The organism is Enterobacter wuhouensis (assembly GCF_004331265.1).
In the GTDB taxonomy this organism is placed as follows: domain Bacteria; phylum Pseudomonadota; class Gammaproteobacteria; order Enterobacterales; family Enterobacteriaceae; genus Enterobacter; species Enterobacter wuhouensis.
The window spans coordinates 108889-130593 of sequence record NZ_SJOO01000004.1; the positions used below are offsets into that span (position 1 = coordinate 108889).

Annotated in this window: 21 protein-coding genes; 9 read left to right on the plus strand and 12 right to left on the minus strand. The window is 56.1% G+C overall.

What is annotated here, in order from left to right; all coding sequences use genetic code 11:
* The first annotated feature begins 94 nt into the window (after positions 1-94).
* Both E0L20_RS10585 and E0L20_RS10590 read left to right on the plus strand, forming a co-directional pair.
* Positions 95-1492 (plus strand): glycoside-pentoside-hexuronide (GPH):cation symporter, encoded by a 1398-nt coding sequence (locus tag E0L20_RS10585; RefSeq protein ID WP_131633932.1) that lies wholly within the window; start codon positions 95-97, stop codon positions 1490-1492.
* 10 nt (positions 1493-1502) lie between these two features.
* The gene (locus tag E0L20_RS10590; protein ID WP_131633933.1) at positions 1503-2453 is read left to right on the plus strand and encodes a glycoside hydrolase family 43 protein; all 951 of its coding nucleotides are present in this window, start codon (positions 1503-1505) and stop codon (positions 2451-2453) included.
* Positions 2454-2471: 18 nt separating this feature from the next.
* Here the strand turns inward: E0L20_RS10590 and ampE are convergent, their stop codons facing one another.
* Positions 2472-3326 carry a beta-lactamase regulator AmpE gene (gene ampE, locus E0L20_RS10595; protein WP_131633934.1) on the minus strand — a complete coding sequence of 285 codons (855 nt, stop codon included), beginning with the start codon at positions 3324-3326 and terminating at the stop codon, positions 2472-2474.
* A gap of 9 nt (positions 3327-3335) precedes the next feature.
* Positions 3336-3887 (minus strand): 1,6-anhydro-N-acetylmuramyl-L-alanine amidase AmpD, encoded by a 552-nt coding sequence (ampD, locus tag E0L20_RS10600; protein WP_131633935.1) that lies wholly within the window; start codon positions 3885-3887, stop codon positions 3336-3338.
* 87 nt (positions 3888-3974) lie between these two features.
* Here ampD and nadC point away from each other — a divergent pair, with 87 nt between their 5' ends.
* The 4 genes from nadC to hofC all read left to right on the plus strand — a co-directional run bounded on the left by nadC (position 3975) and on the right by hofC (position 8048).
* On the plus strand, positions 3975-4868 hold the full coding sequence (nadC, locus tag E0L20_RS10605) for a carboxylating nicotinate-nucleotide diphosphorylase (protein WP_131633936.1): 894 nt from the start codon (positions 3975-3977) through the stop codon (positions 4866-4868).
* A gap of 174 nt (positions 4869-5042) precedes the next feature.
* Positions 5043-5480: a prepilin peptidase-dependent pilin gene (gene ppdD / locus E0L20_RS10610; RefSeq protein ID WP_131633937.1), complete on the plus strand. Its 438-nt coding sequence runs from the start codon at positions 5043-5045 to the stop codon at positions 5478-5480.
* 11 nt (positions 5481-5491) lie between these two features.
* Positions 5492-6874 carry a type II secretion system protein GspE gene (gspE, locus tag E0L20_RS10615; RefSeq protein WP_131633938.1) on the plus strand — a complete coding sequence of 461 codons (1383 nt, stop codon included), beginning with the start codon at positions 5492-5494 and terminating at the stop codon, positions 6872-6874.
* Entirely contained in the window at positions 6864-8048 is a 1185-nt protein-coding gene (hofC, locus tag E0L20_RS10620) for a protein transport protein HofC (protein ID WP_131633939.1), read from the plus strand. Before gspE ends, hofC begins: the two co-directional genes overlap by 11 nt.
* A 43-nt stretch (positions 8049-8091) precedes the next feature.
* Here the strand turns inward: hofC and E0L20_RS10625 are convergent, their stop codons facing one another.
* Positions 8092-9135 (minus strand): GMP reductase, encoded by a 1044-nt coding sequence (locus E0L20_RS10625; RefSeq protein ID WP_131633940.1) that lies wholly within the window; start codon positions 9133-9135, stop codon positions 8092-8094.
* 228 nt (positions 9136-9363) lie between these two features.
* On the opposite strand from E0L20_RS10625, the gene coaE reads away from it, so the two are divergent.
* The 3 genes from coaE to yacG are packed head-to-tail and all read left to right on the plus strand — an operon-like array spanning position 9364 to position 10931.
* Entirely contained in the window at positions 9364-9984 is a 621-nt protein-coding gene (gene coaE / locus E0L20_RS10630) for a dephospho-CoA kinase (protein WP_131633941.1), read from the plus strand.
* The gene (zapD, locus tag E0L20_RS10635) at positions 9984-10727 is read left to right on the plus strand and encodes a cell division protein ZapD (RefSeq protein ID WP_131633942.1); all 744 of its coding nucleotides are present in this window, start codon (positions 9984-9986) and stop codon (positions 10725-10727) included. The genes coaE and zapD overlap by 1 nt, the downstream gene beginning before the upstream one ends.
* A 9-nt stretch (positions 10728-10736) precedes the next feature.
* On the plus strand, positions 10737-10931 hold the full coding sequence (gene yacG, locus E0L20_RS10640; RefSeq protein ID WP_010426960.1) for a DNA gyrase inhibitor YacG: 195 nt from the start codon (positions 10737-10739) through the stop codon (positions 10929-10931).
* 34 nt (positions 10932-10965) lie between these two features.
* Here yacG and mutT read toward each other — a convergent pair whose 3' ends face one another.
* The 9 genes from mutT to murC form a co-directional block, all read right to left on the minus strand.
* Complete coding sequence (gene mutT, locus E0L20_RS10645; RefSeq protein ID WP_131633943.1) at positions 10966-11358, minus strand: 8-oxo-dGTP diphosphatase MutT; 393 nt, start codon at positions 11356-11358, stop codon at positions 10966-10968.
* 57 nt (positions 11359-11415) lie between these two features.
* Positions 11416-14121 (minus strand): preprotein translocase subunit SecA, encoded by a 2706-nt coding sequence (secA, locus tag E0L20_RS10650; protein ID WP_131633944.1) that lies wholly within the window; start codon positions 14119-14121, stop codon positions 11416-11418.
* Between the two features lie 59 nt (positions 14122-14180).
* Positions 14181-14684, minus strand: coding sequence for a secA translation cis-regulator SecM (gene secM, locus E0L20_RS10655; RefSeq protein ID WP_165500708.1), 504 nt, complete (start codon positions 14682-14684; stop codon positions 14181-14183).
* 278 nt (positions 14685-14962) lie between these two features.
* Entirely contained in the window at positions 14963-15880 is a 918-nt protein-coding gene (gene lpxC, locus E0L20_RS10660) for a UDP-3-O-acyl-N-acetylglucosamine deacetylase (protein WP_061099229.1), read from the minus strand.
* Positions 15881-15981: 101 nt separating this feature from the next.
* On the minus strand, positions 15982-17133 hold the full coding sequence (gene ftsZ / locus E0L20_RS10665; protein WP_131633946.1) for a cell division protein FtsZ: 1152 nt from the start codon (positions 17131-17133) through the stop codon (positions 15982-15984).
* A gap of 61 nt (positions 17134-17194) precedes the next feature.
* Entirely contained in the window at positions 17195-18451 is a 1257-nt protein-coding gene (gene ftsA, locus E0L20_RS10670; RefSeq protein ID WP_010426970.1) for a cell division protein FtsA, read from the minus strand.
* Positions 18448-19290, minus strand: coding sequence for a cell division protein FtsQ (gene ftsQ, locus E0L20_RS10675; RefSeq protein ID WP_131633947.1), 843 nt, complete (start codon positions 19288-19290; stop codon positions 18448-18450). The genes ftsA and ftsQ overlap by 4 nt, the downstream gene beginning before the upstream one ends.
* 1 nt (position 19291) lies before the next feature.
* Entirely contained in the window at positions 19292-20212 is a 921-nt protein-coding gene (locus E0L20_RS10680) for a D-alanine--D-alanine ligase (protein WP_131633948.1), read from the minus strand.
* Positions 20205-21680: a UDP-N-acetylmuramate--L-alanine ligase gene (gene murC / locus E0L20_RS10685; RefSeq protein WP_131633949.1), complete on the minus strand. Its 1476-nt coding sequence runs from the start codon at positions 21678-21680 to the stop codon at positions 20205-20207. Before murC ends, E0L20_RS10680 begins: the two co-directional genes overlap by 8 nt.
* Positions 21681-21705: the final 25 nt, after the last annotated feature.

A 21705-nucleotide genomic window follows, 5' to 3' on the forward strand; every position in this document is an offset into this window, starting at 1 on the left:
GCCATTTCATCCATATCACCGCCTTTATCCTGCAACGCATATATTCCTTTGCCAGCAAATAATTCTCTCCATACCGAAACCCGGAGAGCTGTCGATGGATAACAACAAACTGTCAGTAAAAGAAAAGATCGGCTATGGCATGGGCGACGCGGGATGCAACATCATCTTCGGCGCCATCATGTTGTTTGTTAACTATTTTTATACGGATATTTTTGGTCTGGCACCTGCGCTCGTGGGCGTGCTGCTGCTGTCGGTTCGCGTCATTGACGCCGTAACGGACCCGATCATGGGTGCCATTGCCGACCGTACCCGCAGTAAATATGGCCGATTTCGTCCATGGCTGCTGTGGATCGCCTTCCCCTACGCGCTGTTCAGCATCCTGATGTTCACCACGCCAGACTGGAGCTATAACAGCAAAGTTATCTATGCCTTCGTCACCTACTTCCTGCTGTCGCTGACCTATACGGCGATCAACATTCCCTACTGCTCGCTGGGCGGCGTGATCACCAACGACCCGAAAGAGCGCGTCGCCTGCCAGTCGTATCGCTTCGTGCTGGTCGGTATCGCCACGCTGCTGCTCTCATTAACGCTGCTGCCGATGGCCGACTGGTTCGGGGGTGATAACAAAGCCAAAGGCTACCAGATGGCGATGACCGTGCTGGCGCTGATTGGAACCTGCATGTTCCTGTTCTGCTTCGCGACCGTGCGCGAGCGCGTGCGCCCGGCGGTACAGACCCACGACGAGCTGAAAAACGATCTCAAAGACGTGTGGAAAAATGACCAGTGGGTACGCATTCTGCTGTTAACGCTCTGCAACGTCTGCCCCGGATTTATCCGCATGGCGGCCACCATGTATTACGTCACCTGGGTGATGGGTCAGAGCACCCACTTCGCCACGCTGTTTATCAGCCTGGGCGTCGTCGGCATGATGCTCGGCAGCGTGCTGGCAAAAGTGCTGACCGACCGCTGGTGCAAGCTGAAGGTGTTCTTCTGGACCAACATCGTGCTGGCGATTTTCTCCTGCGCCTTCTATTTCTTCGATCCGAAAGCCACCGTCACCATCGTGGTGCTCTACTTCCTGCTGAACATCCTGCACCAGATCCCGTCTCCGCTGCACTGGTCGCTGATGGCCGACGTGGACGACTACGGCGAGTGGAAAACCGGCAAGCGCATTACGGGGATCAGCTTCTCCGGCAACATCTTCTTCCTCAAGCTGGGGCTGGCGATTGCCGGAGCCATGGTCGGCTTCCTGCTCTCCTGGTACGGTTACGACGCCGGAGCAAAAGCGCAAAGCGCCGACGCCATCAACGGCATCGTGCTGCTGTTCACCGTCATTCCCGGCGTGGGTTATTTGATTACTGCGGGCGTGGTACGTCTGCTGAAGGTGGACCGTGAAACCATGAAGCAGATCCAGTCCGATCTGGAAAAGCGTCGCAACAACTACCGCGAGCTGAATGACTATCAGGAACTCAAAGCCGCTGAGACTAAATAAGGAAAGCCGAATGCAAACCTGGCCAAACCCGTTTATCGAACAACGTGCCGACCCCTACATTTTACGCCATGAGGGGCAGTACTATTTTATCGCCTCCGTGCCGCAGTACGACAGGCTGGCGATCCGCCGCGCAGAATCGCTGGAAGGCTTACGTAATGCAGAAGAAGTGGTGGTCTGGCGTAAACCCGAGAGCGGCCCGATGAGCCAGCTGATTTGGGCGCCGGAACTGCACCACATCGACGGCAAGTGGTACATCTATTTTGCCGCCACGCATACGCAGGCGCTCGACAGACTCGGGATGTTCCAGCACCGCATGTTTGCGCTGGAATGTGCAGACAGCGATCCGCTTACCGGTAAGTGGGTCGAGAAAGGTCAGATCGAAACGCCGTTTGACACCTTCGCGCTGGACGCCACCACCTTCATTCATCAGGGCAGGCGCTGGTATCTGTGGGCGCAAAAGGCCCCGAATATCTCCGGCAACTCCAATCTCTATCTGTGTGAAATGGAAAACCCGTGGACGCTGAAAGGCGCGCCGGTGATGCTCAGCAAGCCGGAGTATGACTGGGAGTGCCGCGGTTTTTGGGTGAACGAAGGCCCGGCGGTACTGTTCCATGGCGACAAGCTGTTTATCAGCTACTCCGCCAGCGCTACCGACGAAAATTACTGCATGGGGCTACTGTGGATAGACATGAATGCCGATCCGCAAAACCCGGTAAACTGGCATAAATCGTCGCGCCCGGTGTTTGTCACCAGCTATGAAAATCGCCAGTACGGCCCGGGCCACAACAGCTTTACGCAGACGCCGGAAGGGGAAGATGTGCTGGTGTATCACGCGCGTAATTACACCAAAATTGAGGGCGATCCGCTGTACGATCCGAATCGCCATACGCGTCTGAAGCTTGTCCGCTGGGATGAAAACGGGATGCCTGATTTTGGCATCCCGCCTGCCGATACGCTTTAACCGCTGCGGCGCGCTGGCCTACACCAGCGTGCCGTAAATGGTCAGCAAGGCCACGATAACCACCACCACAAACGACGTTTTCTTCGCCATTGAAACAGCCGCCTTCGGCGTTTCAATCTTATCGGTATGCGGTTCGCGCGCCAGCGAGAACTGCGCCAGACGCGTTAGCACCTGATATTGCGAGGTGTGGCGATCGCCCAAAGAGGCAAACCACGCGGGCAGCGCTTTTTCACCGTGGCCGATCAGCGCGTACACTACACCCACCAGACGCACCGGCAGCCAGTCAAGCACGTGCAGAATGGCATCAATGCCGGACAGCAAGCGCTCGTGCGGCGTCAGGTAACGGGCGAGCCAGGTCTGCCAGGCGCGCAGGAACGCATACCCCATCAGCAGTACCGGCCCCCACGGGCCGCCCACCACAAACCAGAACAGCGGCGCGAGGTAGTAGCGGAAGTTAATCCACAGCAGCGCATTTTGCAGCTCGCGCAGGAATTCCCGCTCGTCGCAGTCCGGCGGCACGCCGTGGATCATCGTCAGCTCGCTCGCCATGGCCCCGCGGGCGTGGGCATCGTCACGGGACGCCGCTTTCAGGTAAGCGTGATAGTGCAAACGCACCTTGCCCGCGCCGATGCACAGCACGCCGAGCAGGATCCACACCACCAGCAGCGGCACGTTGAAAAAGAGTCCGTACAGCGCGCGCAGCAGCAGGAAGGTTATCACCATCACGCCTGCCATCATCAGCAGCGTGCGCAGCATAGAGAAATGCTTAATGCGGCGGAAAAACACCTCCAGCCGATGGTCTAATTGCCAGTGTTCACCGAGCTTGAACAGGCGTTCGGCGATGATAACCAGCAGCATGGTAAACAACGTCATGTTATCTCCTTATTCTGACGACGCGGTAAGCATGGCGTGAAACCGTGACCAGTCGAATGCCGGGCCAGGATCGGTTTTTCTTTCGGGGGCGATATCGCTGTGCCCCGTAATATTCTCAGCAACAGCGGGATAAAGCTCTATCAGCGTCCGGGTAACGGCGACCAGTGCCCGATACTGCGCATCGGTGTAAGGCGTTAGATCCGTTCCTTCAAGTTCAATGCCTATGGAAAAATCGTTGCAGCGCTCGCGCCCCTGATACATCGACACGCCGGCATGCCAGGCGCGCTTATCGAAAGGAACATACTGAACCACTTCACCGTCACGGCGTATAAGGCAGTGGGCCGACACGCGCAGATGCGCGATTTCAGCAAAGAAAGGATGAGCAGTGGGATCTATGGTTCCCGTGAATAACGCATCGATCCACGGACCGCCAAACTCCCCGGGCGGGAGACTGATATTATGAACAACCAGCAGTGTGGGCTTTTCATCCTCCGGGCGGCAGTCATGGTGCGGCGAGGGCACACGCCGCGCATCCACCAGCCATCCGTTTTCTAACAACATGCTGGAACTCCTTCTGTATGGTGCTATTACTCGGTTCAGAGTAGCATGTTTCAATATTATGATTCGTTACCAATTTGGAGTTTTATCATGCCGCCTCGCCGCTACAACCCCGACCACCGACGTGACGCGCTTCTGGAACGTATTAACATGGATATCCCGGCAAGCGTTGCCCATGCTTTGAAAGAAGACCTGGGCGGTGACGTTAATGCCGACAACGATATTACCGCGCAATTGTTGCCGAAAGAGACGCGCTCGCATGCGGTAATTATTACGCGTGAAGACGGCGTGTTCTGCGGAAAACGTTGGGTAGAAGAGGTCTTCACCCAGCTGGCGGGCGACGAGGTGCAGATAACCTGGCGCGTCGACGACGGCGACGCTATCACAGCAAATCAGCCGCTGTTCGAGCTGGACGGCCCCGCCCGCGTGCTGCTCACCGGCGAGCGTACCGCGCTGAACTTCGTGCAGACGCTGTCTGGCGTGGCAAGTGAAGTGCGCCGCTACGTCGACCTGCTGGCCGGCACCCGCACGCAGCTGCTGGACACCCGTAAAACGCTTCCGGGCCTGCGTACCGCCCTGAAATACGCGGTACTGTGCGGCGGCGGCGCAAACCATCGTCTGGGATTATCCGACGCCTTCCTGATCAAAGAGAACCACATTATTGCTTCTGGCTCCGTGCGCCAGGCGGTGGAGAAAGCCTTCTGGCTGCACCCTGACGTCCCGGTTGAAGTGGAAGTCGAAAGTCTGGAAGAGCTGGAGCAGGCCATCAAGGCCGGTGCCGACATCATCATGCTGGATAACTTCGAAACGGAGCAGATGCGCGAGGCGGTAAGGCTGACCAATGGGCAGGCTCAGCTGGAGGTATCCGGCAATGTGACGTTTGAAACCATTCGTGAATTTGCACAAACCGGCGTTGATTACATCTCCGTCGGCGCCCTGACCAAGCACGTGCGCGCCCTCGACCTCTCGATGCGCTTCAAATAACGCTATCTCCCCTCTCCGCCCGGAGAGGGGAATTTCAGCCCCGCTCGCAGATTTGATGTCCTGCACTGCAACCCCGCAATAAATCCCTGAAAACCGCTTCACGATTCTATTTTTGCCCCTCGTACCTGCCGCCTCTCGCTGCCAGAGTAGCGCCACGTAAACCGAGGAGCAGTTATGAACAGACAACAAGGATTCACACTCATTGAGCTGATGGTCGTCATCGGCATTATTGCCATCCTGAGCGCCATTGGCGTACCCGCCTACCAGAACTACCTGCGAAAAGCGGCATTGACCGATATGCTGCAAACCTTCATTCCCTATCGCACGGCTATTGAACTTTGCGCCCTGGATCACGGCGGCGTAGCGAGCTGTGACGGCGGCAGTAACGGTATTCCTTCTCCAACAACCACGCGATATGTCTCAGGAATGAGCGTGACACAAGGCGTTGTAACCCTGACCGGCCAGGAGAGCCTCAACGGGCTTGAGGTGGTCATGACGCCACAGTGGAACGACGGCAACGGCATGACGGGCTGGACGCGCAGCTGCAATATCAGCAACGACAGCGCGCTCAAGCAGGCCTGCGAAGACGTCTTCCGCTTTAACGATATCTGACGGGAGGCACGATGAATTCAGAACAACTTGTCGCCCTGTGCCAGCGCCATCACTCCCTGCTGCTCACCAGCGATACCGACATGATTAGCATCGCCGTGGCGGGCAAGCCCTCATCGGAACTGATGGAAGCCCTGCGCTTCGCCACTCAAAAGCGTATTGATATTGAGTGCTGGAGTGCCGAACGCATGGAAAAACATCGGCAGATGGCAATGCAAACGCATTTGCCGGTTGTAACGGCGGCACATTCAGCGGTGGATATCCTCAATCACACGCTGCAGCAGGCGATAAACCAGCGCGCATCGGACATCCACATTGAACCAATGGAACACGCCTGTCATATCCGCTTGCGTGTTGACGGCGTGCTTTGCCCTCAGCCCCCGCTTACCGCCGCGCTGGCAGCAACGCTCAGCGCCCGCTTAAAAGTACTAGGGAATCTGGATATTGCCGAACGCCGCCTACCGCAGGACGGACAGTTTACGGTGGAGCTGGCAAACGAATCCGTCTCCTTTCGTATCGCGACACTCCCGTGCAGCGGCGGGGAGAAGATTGTTCTGCGCCTGCTCCATCAGGTTCAACAGGCGCTGGAACCCGCAAAGCTGGGGATGAGCCCCGAGCAGCTGAGCCGTTTTACCGAGGTACTCCATCAGCCGCAGGGGTTGATTCTGGTAACAGGGCCGACGGGCAGCGGTAAAACCGTCACGCTCTACAGCGCGCTGCAGGCCCGCAATACGCCTGACGTTAATATCTGCAGCGTGGAAGATCCGATTGAGATCCCGCTTGCCGGACTGAACCAGACGCAGATCAATCCCCGATCGGGATTAACCTTCCAGAGCGTGCTGCGGGCGCTGCTTCGTCAGGATCCCGATATCATTATGGTGGGCGAAATCCGCGACGGCGAAACGGCAGAGATTGCTATTAACGCTGCGCAGACCGGGCATCTGGTGTTGTCGACCCTGCATACCAATTCGACGGCTGAAACATTGATTCGCCTGCAGCAAATGGGCGTGGCACGCTGGATGATCTCCTCTGCGCTTTCAATGGTCATCGCCCAAAGGCTGGTGCGCCGCCTGTGCCCACACTGCCGACAGGAAACCCAGGAGCGAACGGAGTTGCCGCATTCGGTCTGGTCCCGCCGGCTTCCACGCTGGCAACCTGCAGGCTGCGACCGCTGCTATCACGGGTTTTATGGTCGCGTGGCCATTTTTGAAGTGCTCACCATCGACAACCCCCTCCGGCAGGCCATCGCCAGTGGGGCAAGTATCGAAGTGATAGAAGACAGCGCCCGCCAGGCTGGAATGACCTCACTGTTTGAACATGGCTGCATGGCCGTTGAGCAAGGGCTCACCACGCTTGAAGAGTTGCTGCGCGTACTGGGCATGCCCGATGGCTGCTAATCAACTCTGGCGCTGGCGCGCGCTGTCCGCCGAAGGAGATTCGCTGTCCGGAACGCTCTGGGCTACCGATCGGGAAGCGGCCTTTGCCGGGCTAATGCTCAAAGGCCTTCACCCTATTATGCTCAACCGCTGTTCACCGCAGCGGCGCTGGCGGCCCGAGCACTGCTACGAAATGTTTCGCCAGCTCGCCACGCTGCTGCAGGCTGGCCTGACGTTATCTCACAGCCTGCAGATGCTGGCGGAGCAGCATCCGATGAAGCAGTGGCAGGCATTGCTGCAACGCTTTTCCGACGACCTTAGCGAAGGGTGTGCCTTCTCGGAGGCGCTGAAGAAGTGGCCGAATGTGTTCAGCCCGCTCTATGTTTCAATGGTTAAAACCGGCGAGCTGACGGGGAATCTTGAGGCGTGCTGCCGCCAGCTGGCAGAACAACAAAAGTCCCAGCTGCTGCTTGGTGCGAAGGTGAAAAAAGCGCTGCGCTATCCGGCGATCATCCTGACGCTGGCCATCCTCGTGGTGCTGGCAATGGTCACGCTGGTGCTGCCGGAATTCGCGGCTATCTACAAAACCTTTAACACACCGCTCCCCCTGTTAACGCAGATGGTCATGGGGTTGGCGTCATTCCTTCAGTCGTACGGCTTAGCGCTTTTCGCTGCGCTGCTTGTTCCGATTGCCGTGATATACCGTCAGCGGCAGCACCCCCGCTGGCAGCGTTTCCTGCTGCACGTGCCGGTTACAGGAGCGCTGGCAAGGGGGCAAATGCTGGGGCGTATCTTCACCGTGTTATCACTAACGCAGCATGCAGGTATTGCCTTTTTACAGGGGCTGGAGAGCGCAGAAGAGACCGTCGACAGCCCATACTGGCAAGGGATACTCCAAAAGATCAGAGAGGATATTGAAAAGGGCTTACCCGTCTGGTCATCCTTCCAGAAGGCGGCAGTCTTTACGCCGCTTTGTATCCAGCTGATTAGAACAGGAGAAATCTCGGGGGCGCTGGATATCATGCTGGAGAATCTTGCTCGTCACCACACAGAGCAAACCTTTCAGCAGGCCGATAGCCTGGCGGCGCTTCTGGAGCCCTTACTGTTGATTGTGACGGGCGCGATCGTTGGCACTCTGGTTGTCGCCATGTATCTGCCAATTTTTCATCTGGGGGATGCGATGAGTGCGGGATAGTGCTGAATAGTGCTGGCGCACGGGCGTGCGCCAGCAAGAGCCATTACAGGCTATTGAATACGCGGTTTTCCTGCTCCTGAACGCGGATAAACGTTGTGCGTTTCGTCAGCTCTTTCAGGCGAGATGCGCCAACGTAGGTGCAGGCGGAGCGCAAGCCGCCGAGAACGTCACGCGCCGTATTTTCGACCGGGCCGCGCAGCGGCAGCTTCACGGTTTTACCTTCGGCCGCGCGGTATTTTGCCACGCCACCCACGTGACGCGTCATCGCGGATTCAGAGCTCATGCCGTAGAACAGCATAAATTTCTCGCCGTTCTCCTCAACCACGGTGCCGCCGCTCTCTTCGTGACCGGCCAGCATACCGCCGAGCATAACGAAGTCTGCGCCGCCGCCAAAGGCTTTCGCAACATCGCCCGGCATGGTGCAACCACCATCGCTGATGATCTGACCGCCCAGACCATGCGCCGCATCGGCACACTCAATCACGGCGGACAGCTGCGGATAACCAACGCCTGTTTTCACGCGCGTGGTGCATACGGAGCCCGGGCCGATCCCTACCTTCACGATATCTGCACCGGACAGAATCAGCTCTTCACACATTTCCCCGGTCACCACGTTGCCCGCAATGATGGTTTTGGTCGGCCAGGCTTTGCGCGCCTTGCTGACGAACTGCACAAAGTGCTCAGAATAACCATTCGCCACGTCAATGCAGACAAAGCTCAGCGCCGGGTTCGCGTTCAGGATCTGTTTGGTTTTCTCGAAATCCGCATCGGATGTACCGGTTGACACCATCACGTGCTTCACCACGTCTGCAGATGCAGAGGCGATAAACGCGTTCCACTCTTCCGGCGTGTAGTGTTTGTGCACAGCGGTAAGCACATCAAATTTCGCCAGCGCGGTTGCCATCTCGAAGGTCCCGACGGTATCCATGTTAGCGGCGATGATCGGCACGCCAGACCAGGTCTGACCGGAATGTTTAAAGGTGAATTGACGTTCGAGTTCAACGTCTGAGCGACTTTTCAGTGTAGAGCGTTTAGGGCGGATAAGAACGTCTTTGAAACCTAACTTCAGATCTTCTTCGATACGCATGTGCGGATTCCTGGGGTTAGAGGCAAATTTATTAAAAGCACAACTCCAGTGACGCTATCATACGCACTAAAACCTGCTCCGCAAGACTGCGAAATTCTCTTTTTTTACGCTACAATCCTATAAATTTACCTGGTAAAAAGCAGGTAATGAGAGCTAAACATTTGTGGACGCATGTTTAAATTTTAAGCAACTGATTTTACTAATGAATAATTCCCAGGATTTGATTTAATGGGGTATATCGTCGCATTAACCGGCGGCATCGGTAGTGGTAAAAGCACCGTTGCGGACGCGTTTTCTCGTCTGGGCATCACGATTATTGATGCCGATATCATTGCCCGTCAGGTGGTAGAGCCAGATTCACCCGCACTGCAGGCCATCGAGACGCATTTTGGTCAGCTAATCCTCAACGCGGACGGCACGCTCAATCGCCGTCAGCTTCGCCAATGTATTTTTTCTGATTCTGCAGAAAAGGTCTGGCTTAATGCCCTGCTCCACCCCATTATCCATCAGGAAACTCAGCGTCAGATTGCCGCCGCGCGCTCGCCTTATGTGCTCTGGGTGGTTCCGCTGCTGGTAGAAAATCAGCTGCAGAATAAAGCCGATAGGGTTTTGGTCATTGATGTTGCCCCCGAAACGCAGATCCAGCGGACCGTGGCGCGCGACCATGTCTCACGTGAACATGCAGAACAGATCCTAGCCGCACAGGCCACGCGCGCTCAGCGCCTTGCCGTTGCGGATGATGTTATTGATAATAACGGCGCACCAGATGCGATTGCATCGGATGTTGCCCGTCTGCACGAGCAGTATCTGACGCTCGCCGCGCAGGCCGTTGCACAGGAAAAACCATAATGTCGACCCATATCCTTTTTGAGCACCCGCTTAACGAAAAAATGCGTACCTGGCTGCGCATCGAGTTTCTTATTCAACAGCTTTCGCAGCAGCTGCCCGTCAACGACCACGCCGCTGCACTGCATTTTTTCCGCAACGTTGGCGACCTGCTGGATGTGATTGAACGTGGTGATGTTCGCACTGAATTGCTGAAAGAACTGGAACGCCAGCAGCGTAAGCTGCAGGCCTGGACAGAGGTGCCGGGCGTTGACCAAAGCCGCATCGATTCGCTGCGTCAGCAGCTGAAAAACAGCAGCACGGTTCTGATGGCAGCTCCGCGAGTCGGGCAATTTTTGCGCGAAGACCGTCTGATCGGCCTGGTGCGCCAGCGTCTCAGTATTCCTGGCGGCTGCTGCAGCTTCGATCTGCCAACCCTTCACATGTGGCTGCATATGCCACAGGCTCAGCGTGACGCGCAGGTGAACAGCTGGATGGCAAGCCTGGAGCCGATGAACCAGACGCTTACGCTGATCCTCGATCTGATCCGTAACTCAGCCCCGTTCCGCAAACAAACCAGCCTGAATGGTTTCTATCAGGACAACGGTGACGATGCCGATCTGCTGCGTCTTAACCTGTCCCTTGGTGAACAGCTTTACCCGCAAATCTCCGGGCATAAGAGCCGCTTTGCGATTCGCTTTATGCCGCTGGACAGCGAAAATGGCACCGTGCCGGAACGCCTCGATTTTGAACTGGCCTGCTGTTAAGGAGTGCCGATGTCTGACGTAACCACCGTAAACTGCCCAACCTGCGGCAAAACCGTCGTCTGGGGCGAAGTAAGTCCGTTTCGCCCATTCTGCTGTAAACGCTGCCAGCTCATTGACCTGGGCGAATGGGCGGCGGAAGAGAAGCGCATTCCGAGCGAAGGCGATCTCTCGGACAGCGATGACTGGAGCGAAGAGCAGCGTTAGTGTTTAAAACCTGCTGGCGCTTCGCCTGGCAGGCCTACGGTTTGCCCGTCAGCCGGGAAATGACGGGCGCATTTGCCGGAGGGAATTTTTCGGCATCACTCGCATGAAGTGAAACCCAGCCGCCCGGCTGCCCCTCTTTTCCCCAGGGTTCACCTTCCCAGCTTTCCACTAGCCAGAACCACAGCGTAATGTGACGATCCGGAAACTGGTATTCCAGCTTATCGAACAGCGTTGCGCCAAGCGGGATGATACCCACCTCTTCCTGAAGTTCACGAACCAGCGCCTGTTCCGGCGTTTCATCTGCTTCGATTTTCCCGCCAGGGAACTCCCACTTGTTCGCCATATGGGCGTCGGCGGCGCGTTGCGTAATGAAGATTTGGTTCTGCGGATTGCGAATAATCCCGACGGCGATTTGCAGTGTTTTCATATTGTCACGTCCATAAAAAAGGCGCAGATTTCTGCGCCTTTTCGATTTGTTAACGTTTTAGCTCAGACGGCCGTGGCACGCCTTGTATTTTTTACCGGAGCCGCATGGGCAGGGATCGTTACGCCCTACTTTACGATCGCCAGTCTGCGCGGCAATCGCCTCTGCAGCTTCGCTTTCGTCGGTCTGGTGGCTCAGCTGTTGCATCTGCGCCAGACGCTCAGCTTCTTCACGACGCTGCTGCTCCATCGCTTCCACTTCTTCCGGCATACGTACCTGAACTTTGCTCAGGGTGCTGATCACTTCATACTTCAGCGATTCCAGCATAGCAGCAAACATGGAGAAGGATTCACGCTTGTACTCCTGCTTCGGATCTTTCTGCGCATAGCCGCGCAGGTGGATACCCTGACGCAGGTAGTCCATCGCTGCCAGGTGCTCTTTCCACAGGGAATCGAGCGTCTGCAGCATCACGCCTTTTTCGAAGTGACGCATCATCTCTGCGCCAACGACCTCTTCCTTACGCTTGTAGACTTCCAGCGCGTTTTCGAAGATACGCTCACGCAGGGTTTCTTCGTGCAGCTCGGGCTCTTTGTCCAGCCACTCTTTGATTGGCAGATCGAGGTCGAAGTCGTTTTTCAGACGTTCCTGCAGGCCTTCGATATCCCACATTTCTTCCAGTGACTGCGGAGGAATATGCGCATCGATAGTGGCTTTGAACACGTCCTCGCGGATGCTGTTGATGGTTTCGCTTACGTCAGACACGTCCAGCAGTTCGTTACGCTGGGTGTAGATCGCGCGACGCTGATCGTTAGCTACGTCATCATATTCCAGCAGCTGTTTACGAATATCGAAGTTGCGGCTTTCCACTTTACGCTGTGCGTTAGCAATCGCCTTGGTGACCCACGGGTGCTCAATAGCTTCGCCTGGCTTCATACCCAGCTTACGCATCATGCCGGAAACACGGTCAGAGGCGAAAATACGCATCAGCGCATCTTCCATAGACAGGTAGAAGCGGGAAGAACCGGCATCACCCTGACGACCCGCACGGCCGCGCAGCTGGTTATCGATACGACGTGATTCGTGGCGCTCGGTACCAATGATGTGCAGACCACCGGATGCCAGAACGGCGTCGTGGCGGACCTGCCAGTCAGCTTTGATCTGCGCGATCTGCTCTGGGGTTGGGTTTTCCAGCTCGGCGACTTCCGCCTGCCAGCTGCCGCCCAGCATAATATCGGTACCACGACCCGCCATGTTGGTAGCGATGGTCACCGCGCCCGGATAGCCCGCCTGCGCAACGATATCTGCTTCTTTGGCGTGGAACTTGGCGTTCAGAACGTTGTGCTTGATGCCCGCTTTGGTCAGCTCGTGAGAAACCACTTCGGATTTCTCAATGGAGATAGTACCCACCAGCACCGGCTGGCCTGCCGCGGTGCGATCGCGAATGTCCTCAATGATCGCCTGAATTTTTTCCGCTTCGGTCATGTAGACCAGATCCGGCATATCCTTACGGATCATCGGGCGGTTGGTTGGAACAACTACGGTATCCAGTTTGTAAATAGAGCTGAATTCAAACGCTTCGGTATCGGCAGTACCCGTCATCCCTGCCAGCTTCTCGTACAGGCGGAAGTAGTTCTGGAAGGTGATGGATGCCAGCGTCTGGTTTTCGTTTTGAATATCAACGCCTTCTTTGGCCTCAACCGCCTGGTGCAGGCCGTCTGACCAGCGACGCCCCTGCATGGTACGGCCGGTGTGTTCATCAACGATGATAACTTCACCGTCCTTCACGATGTAGTCAACGTCGCGGGTGAACAGCGCGTGAGCGCGCAGCGCTGCCGTTACGTGGTGCATCAGCATAATGTTGCTCGGGGAGTAAAGTGACTCACCCTCTTCCATGATGCCCTGAGCCACCAGCAGTTCTTCAATCTGAACCAGGCCGCGTTCGGTCAGGTTTACCTGGCGCGCTTTTTCATCAACGGAGAAGTGGCCTTCGCCCTGGAAGGTGTCGGAGTCTTCTTTCTCCTGGCGCAGCAGGTGAGGAATGATTTTGTCGACTTTACGATACATCTCGGAGCTGTCTTCAGCCGGGCCGGAGATAATCAGCGGGGTACGCGCTTCATCGATCAGGATGGAGTCCACCTCATCCACCAGCGCATAGTGCAGCTTACGCTGAACGCGTTCTTCTGGGCTGAACGCCATGTTGTCGCGCAGGTAGTCGAAGCCGTATTCGTTGTTGGTACCGTAGGTGATGTCCGCGTTATAGGCTTCTCGCTTGGCGGGCGCCGGCAGGCCGGACATGTTAATACCCACGGTCATGCCGAGGAATTCGAACAGTGGACGGTTGTTTTCGGCGTCACGCTGCGCCAGATAGTCGTTGACGGTAACGACGTGAACGCCTTTACCGGTCAGGGCGTTCAGGTACGCCGGCAGCGTTGCGGTCAGGGTTTTACCTTCACCGGTACGCATTTCCGCGATGCAGCGCTCGTTGAGCACCATGCCGCCCAGCAGCTGCACGTCGAAGTGGCGCATGCCGAAGACGCGCTTGCTCGCTTCACGCACAACGGCAAAGGCTTCCGGGATCAGGCTTTCTAAGGTTTCGCCTTTTTCCAGACGCGCACGGAACTCCGCAGTTTTGGCCTTCAGCTCGTCATCAGACAGCTTCTCCATCGCGGGTTCCATACCGTTGATGACGGTGACGGCTTTACGCATGCGGCGCAGGGTACGATCGTTACGACTACCAAAAACTTTGGTTAATAATTTGATTAGCATAATAAATTCTCAAACGCCCCAAGTGGGCAGATAAATTAAGGTATTGAAAAAGCGTTAATTTAGCTGAGGCGTTGTGGCCCGGCACGGATGCCGTGGACCTGGCTAATCCATGTCGAAATCGTGAAGGATGCGGGGGAGACAAACGCTGCTGGCGCTGTCTGGCGGACCGTGACAGGCGGCTGGCTATCCTGGGTAAGCAGCGCGTTGAGCGTATCCAGCAGGGCAAGGTGCTGCGCCTGAACCGGCAGCGTCTCTTCGGCTGCAGGCATGGCCTGCGGCGCCATGGCAAAGGACAGATGGCGAATAACCGTGCGGATAGCGTGCTGGTGCCAGTAATCAACCGAGAAGTTAGGACGGCGGTTGGCTTCAAGCAGTGCGAGGTTAGTAAAGTTAACCCGCGTGGTGAGATCGTGTTTGGACGTGGAGGTCTTCGTCGGTGTTGCGGCTTCAGCATTATTGCTGAGCGCAGGCAAGCCGAGGCTCGCCGCGACCATCCCCAATAAGAGATGCGGCCAGAAGTAACGTCTGCCAAATTGTCGCCAGCGCGTCAGTATTCCGCTCACTTGCTCCACCACATAAGCCAGCCTGTGCAGGCTGAGTTCAGATATTCTTTTTAGCGCCCAGATATTACCACTAAAGCCAATGTACATCAGCAGGAATGACGTAGTGCAGCAGGGAAAAACGGTCAAGAATGCAGCTAACGCACAGATTTTCTTCGCATGACAGGCAACAGGAGGCGCAGGGACAAACTAATGAAGGATAGAAATAAAAACGACTGGCCTTCCTGGTCGGAGAGAGTACCAGGTTAACCAGTCGATTTTTTACGAAACGGCTTGAACCGTTACGCCAGAACCATAGTCGGTGCTTTGAAGGCCAGCGGCAGTTCAGCTTCGTCTTCGAAGGTCACATATTCCCAGGCTTCCTGTTTTGCCAGGACGGCCTGCAACAGTTTGTTGTTCAGCGCATGACCGGATTTAAACGCGGTAAATGCACCAATGATATTGTGACCACACATGAAGAGGTCGCCGATGGCATCCAGCATTTTGTGACGAACGAATTCATCTTCAAAACGCAGACCGTCTTCGTTCAGTACGCGATAATCGTCAACAACGATGGCACAATCGAAGCTGCCGCCCAGGCACAGGCCGCGGGACTGCAGATATTCGATATCACGCATAAAGCCGAAAGTACGAGCACGGCTGATCTGGCGCATAAACGCATCAGCAGAGAAGTTCATCGCATAGCGCTGGGTGCTTGCATCAATGGCCGGATGGTTAAAGTCGATGGTAAAGTCCAACGAGAAACCATTGTACGGTTTGAATTCAGCCCATTTGTCGCCATCTTCGACGCGAACGGTCTCTTTGATACGAACAAATTTCTTCGCGCAGTTCAGTTCTTCGATGCCGGCATCCAGCAACAGATAAACGAACGGAGCGGCACTACCGTCCATGATCGGGATTTCTGGCGCATCGACTTCAACAATGATGTTGTCGATACCCAGACCCGCCAGGGCGGCGTTCAGGTGCTCTACGGTAGAAATCCGCACGTCATGCTCATTCACCAGACAAGTACAGAGCATAGTATCACGCACAGATTTGGCATCGGCCGGAAAATCTACCGGTGGATTCAAGTCGGTGCGACGATAGATGACCCCGGTATTGGCCGGCGCAGGGCGTAACGTCAGTGTGACTTTCTTGCCGGTATGCAAACCGACGCCAGTCGCCTGAACGATACGTTTAAGTGTCCTTTGTTTGATCATCGTATAATCTCGCCAAATTAACTATCCAACCGAGAGTGTATATCACTAACGGTGGGCCAGTTTAGCACAAAGAGCGCAAATCCCCAAATTCCAGCCAATTCTTAGTCAGCTTGCTTACGCAGGAACGCTGGGATGTCCAGATAATCTGGCTCTTTCGCCGTTTGCGGAGTGGTATCGTTAACCACTTTCGCGGCTGGTTTCTGCTCTTGAGTCAGCGGAGCCATACCGTGCTGCTGGTAACGATCCATGACCGGCTGCTGAGTCTGCTTGTTGGTCACCAGGGTGATCTCAGGACGCTTGTCCATACCGATACCGGTGGCAACAACAGTAACGCGCAGTTCGTCGTTCATTTCCGGGTCAAGAGAAGTACCGATTACCACGGTCGCGTTGTCGGAAGCGAACGCACGGATGGTGTTACCCACGGTTTCGAACTCATCCAGACGCAGGTCAAAGCCAGCGGTAATGTTGACCAGCACGCCGCGCGCACCGGACAGATCGATATCTTCCAGCAGTGGGGAAGAGATCGCCATTTCAGCCGCTTCTTCCGCACGGTCTTCACCGCTTGCCACGCCAGAGCCCATCATCGCATAGCCCATTTCGGACATCACGGTGCGAACGTCAGCAAAGTCGACGTTCATCAGGCCAGGACGGGTAATCAGTTCAGCGATACCCTGAACCGCGCCTTTCAGCACGTCGTTTGCTGCGCCAAAAGCGTCAAGCAGGGAGATACCGCGACCCAGAACTTTCAGCAGTTTGTCGTTCGGGATGGTAATCAGAGAGTCCACATGCTTGGACAGCTCGGTGATGCCCTGCTCCGCGAATGCCATACGCTTCTTGCCTTCGAAGTTGAAAGGCTTGGTCACGACAGCAACGGTCAGGATACCTAAATCTTTTGCCACTTCAGCCACAACAGGCGCTGCACCGGTACCCGTACCGCCGCCCATGCCTGCTGCGATGAAGACCATGTCCGCACCTTCCAGTGCAGCGCGCAGGGCTTCACGATCTTCTTCAGCCGCGTTGCGACCGACTTCCGGGTTAGCCCCAGCGCCCAGCCCTTTGGTGATGCCACCGCCGATCTGGATAGTCTGGCCTACCGCGGTTTTACGCAGTGCCTGCGCATCGGTGTTGACTGCAAAGAATTCAACGCCTTCAATGCGCTCGCGCACCATATGCTCTACGGCGTTACCGCCGCCGCCACCGACGCCGATGACTTTAATCACCGCGTCGTTGGTTAATTCCATTGGTTCAAACATAGTTTCTCTCCGTTGTGCCTGTCGCCCGAGACCGCTAATTCTCTCCGGTCTCTTAAAAAAATTAAAACTCTTTTCGCAACCAGGTGTTCAGTCGTTTGACCCACGACCCCACCGAGACGCGTTTTTCCACTTCTGCTTCACCACTCAAATGGGATTCTTTCCCGTAGTGCAGCAGGCCCACGGCCGTTGAATAGTACGGCTCCTGAGCGTAATCCGTTAAACCGGTAATATTCAGCGGCGCACCAATACGCACCTGCGTATGGAACACGCGCTGAGCGCAGGCCGCAAGACCTTCAATTTGCGCTGCCCCGCCGGTTAATACAATCCCCGCCGCAAGATGATGTTTAACGCCCTGCTGGCGAAGCTGCTCCTGCAACTGCAAAATCTCTTCGTTGACCAGGTTGAGCAGCTCGGTATAGCGCGGCTCAATCACCTCTGCCAACGTCTGGCGCTGCAGGCTGCGCGGCGGACGACCGCCTACGCTCGGCACTTCAACGCTCTCATCTTTACCGACGATAGAACCCAGTGCACAGCCGTGGCGCACTTTGATCGCCTCTGCATCGCTCGGTGGCGTACCAAAGGCGTAGGCAATATCGCTGGTCACAACGTTCCCTGCGTAAGGGATCACTTTGGTGTGGCGCAGCGCACCGCCGGTATACACGGCCATGTCCATTGTACCACCACCAATATCGACCACACAGACGCCCAGTTCACGTTCATCTTCGGTCAGCACGGAATAACTCGCGGCCAGACCGGCGAAAATAAGTTGGTCAACTTTCAGGCCACAACGTTCAACGGCTTTGACGATGTTCTTCGCCATATCGTTGTGACATGTGATCAGGTGCACTTTTGCCTGCATACGCACGCCCGAAAGACCTACCGGGTTTTTGATCCCTTCCTGGTAGTCGATGGCGTATTCCTGCGGGATCACGTGCAGTACGCGATGCTCGTCACGAACGCGCACGGACTTCGCCGTATGCACAACGTTTTCAACGTCTTCCTGCGTCACTTCTTCTTCTGAAATCGGCACCATACCGATTTCGTTCTGGCAGCTGATGTGCTTGCCAGAAAGGGCCAGATAGACAGAGGAAATCTGGCAATCTGCCATCAGTTCAGCCTGATCGATGGCGCGCTGTACGCATTTCACCACCGACTCAAGGTCGTTTACCCCACCTTTATCCATACCACGGGACGGGCAGCTGCCCACGCCAATGATATTGACCATACCGTCGGGCAGAACTTCCCCTACTAAAGCGGCAACCTTCGCGGTGCCAATCTCCAGTCCAACTACCAGTTTTCTGTCCGTCGCCTTGATCATTGTTGTTCTGCCTGTACCTGTGCCTGATTCTGTTGCTGATTAGGTTCCTCGACCGGAGCCGGCGCCCAACCGACTGCTGCGCCTGAGTCATAGCGCAAATCAACGTAGCTTATCCGTTTGCCGTCCGTCTGCGCCTGCTGCTGTAAAACCGGGTAAAGTTCTACAAAACGCGCCAGACGTTTCATTGTGTCGCCGCGGCCAAGGTTGAGCTTAATGCCATTCGTTAACGTCAGTTGCCAGGAGCGGCGCGCCGTCATCGCGGCATCTTTTAACGTAAAGCGGTTCTTGGCCAGCACCTGCCCCATATCGCGAAAACCCTGTAACACTTCATTTTCGCTGCCTTCAGGGCCATACAACATCGGTAAATTTTGCTTGTTGACGCGATCGCTTGGGACGCTGAAGGAATTTCCGTCCACGTCTACCATGTGCTGATCATTCCAACGCGCAATGGGCACATATTCAACCAGATGAATCTTCAATTCATCAGGCCATTGCTTTCTTACGCTCGCCTGTTTTATCCACGGCAGACGTTCAATCTGGCTCTGGATAATATTGACGTCCTGCGTCATAAAGGTGCCAGGCGAACCCAGGGCCAGAATGGACTGGCGAATATCATCGTTACGCGTGTAGTGACGCTCGCCGGTCACCACCAGCTTAGAGAGCGGTAAACGCTGCGCGTCTTCCATCCAGCCCAGCACCATCCAGCCGCTGATAAACACGGTGCACAGCACCCCGAGCAGGAAAATAATCCCTGCAAGACGCGTTCCATTACTCCGGCGTGAAGACGAATACTCTTCCTCTTCTTCGCGGTTGCGCGTGTTCAATGCAGCCTGAGACATATCAGCCCGCCTGGTCCAGAATACGTACGACTAACTGCGAGAAGCTCATTCCCGCCTGACGCGCCGCCATCGGCACAAGGCTGTGGCTGGTCATGCCAGGGGACGTATTTGCTTCCAGCAGGTAAAATTGCCCATCACCGTCGAGCATCACATCAATGCGTCCCCAGCCGCGGCATCCCAGAACATTCCAGGCTTTAAGCACCAGGGACTGTAAATCTGCTTCACGTTCTGCTTCAAGACCACTTGGGCAGAAATATTGCGTCTCATCAGAGAGATACTTCGCCTCATAATCATAGAAGACTCCGGCGGGTTGGATGCGAATTGACGGTAAAATTTCTTCGCCAAGCATCGCGACGGTAAATTCCGGCCCGCTGAGCCATTTTTCAATCAGAACTTCTTCATCATGTTGAAATGCCAGCGCTAAGGCAGAGGACAAATCCCCTGCTTTATCGACTTTAGACATTCCCACGCTCGAGCCTTCGCGGCTCGGCTTAACAATAACCGGCAAGCCCAGTGCAGCAATGCGTGTATTAACGCTGTCTGACAGGCCCAATTCAAATTCACGGCGCGTCAATGCAACCCATGGCGCAACGGGCAAGCCTGCCCCCTGCCACAGCAGTTTGCTGCGCAGTTTATCCATGGAGATGGCGGACGCCATTACGCCGCTGCCGGTGTACGGCATGCCGATTAAATCCAGCAGCCCCTGCAGCGTGCCGTCTTCACCGCCGCGACCGTGCAGCGCGATAAAGACTTTATCGAAGCCCATCGCTTTCAGCTGCGTCACATCGACCTCTTTCGGATCGACCGGGTGCGCATCCACGCCGCCTTCACGCAGGCCCGCCAGCACGGCTGCGCCTGAGTTCAGGGAAACCTCGCGCTCGGCGGAGGTGCCGCCAAACAGGACAGCAATCTTATCAGCCATGACGCTCGTCCTCCTGAGTTTGCGGCTTCAGTTTGATTTCGGCTAAGGTACGGGCGATTTTGCCGATATTTCCCGCACCCTGAATCAGAATCAGATCGTTACCGGTCAGCACCGGGGCAAGAATTTCCGCCGCCTGTGCCGGGTCCGAAACCAGAATAGGGTCCACTTTACCGCGTCCGCGGATGGTGCGACACAGAGAACGGCTGTCAGCGCCCGGAATCGGCGTTTCGCCCGCGGAATAAACGTCCAGCATCAGCAGCGTATCGACCTGAGACAGCACGCTGGCGAAATCGTCATACAGATCGCGGGTACGGGTGTAGCGGTGCGGCTGGAAGATCATCACCAGGTTTTTATCCGGCCAGCCCGCGCGTGCCGCTTTGATGGTCGCATCCACTTCCGTTGGGTGGTGGCCGTAATCGTCCACCAGCATGGCGGTGCCCGCCTTGCCGTTAACGTCATCCAGCGGAAACTCACCGAGGAAGTCGAAGCGGCGGCCCGTGCCCTGGAAGCTTTCCAGCGCGCGCAGGATCGCCTCGTCTTCAATGCCTTCTTCTGTGGCTACAGCCACCGCCGCCGCCGCGTTCAGGGCGTTATGACGGCCCGGCGCGTTCAGCGTAACCTGCAGCAGCTCTTTGTCCTGGCGCGCCAGGGTGAAATGCCCTTGCGCCCCAACCTGCTTGTACTCTTCCACGCGCACGTCAGCGTCTTCGCTAAAGCCATAGGTGGTAATCTGACGCCCGACGCGCGGCAGTAGCTCGCGGATCACCGGGTCGTCGACGCACATTACCGCACGTCCATAAAACGGCAGATTGTGCAGGAAATTAATAAACGTCTGCTTTAAATTTTCGAAGTCACCCTGGTAGGTATCCATATGGTCGGCTTCGATGTTGGTGACAATCGCCACCATCGGCTGCAGGTGCAAGAACGACGCATCGCTCTCATCCGCTTCCGCAATCAAATAACGGCTGTGTCCAAGGCGCGCGTGCACGCCGGCGGCTTTTACCAGGCCACCGTTGACGAACGTCGGATCCAGTCCGGCTTCCGCATAAATGCTGGATACCATTGCCGTGGTCGTGGTTTTACCGTGCGTGCCCGCAACCGCGATGCCGTGACGGAAACGCATCAGCTCCGCCAGCATCTCAGCGCGGCGGATCACCGGAATACGCGCCTCATGGGCGGCAACAATTTCCGGGTTTTCAGAGGAGATGGCGCTGGACACCACCACCACGCTCGCATCGCGCACGTTTTCCGGGCGATGGTTGAAATAGATAGTCGCCCCAAGCGACGCTAGCTGCTGCGTAACAGGGTTTGGCGCCAGATCGGAACCGCTGATCTGATAACCTTCGTTAGCTAACACTTCGGCAATACCGCCCATGCCAGCACCGCCGATGCCGACAAAGTGAATGTGCCGGACGCGACGCATCTCGGGCACGATAGAACGCAGTTTCGCCAGTTGTTGTGTATTCATTCTCTAAACGCCATCGACTACTTAA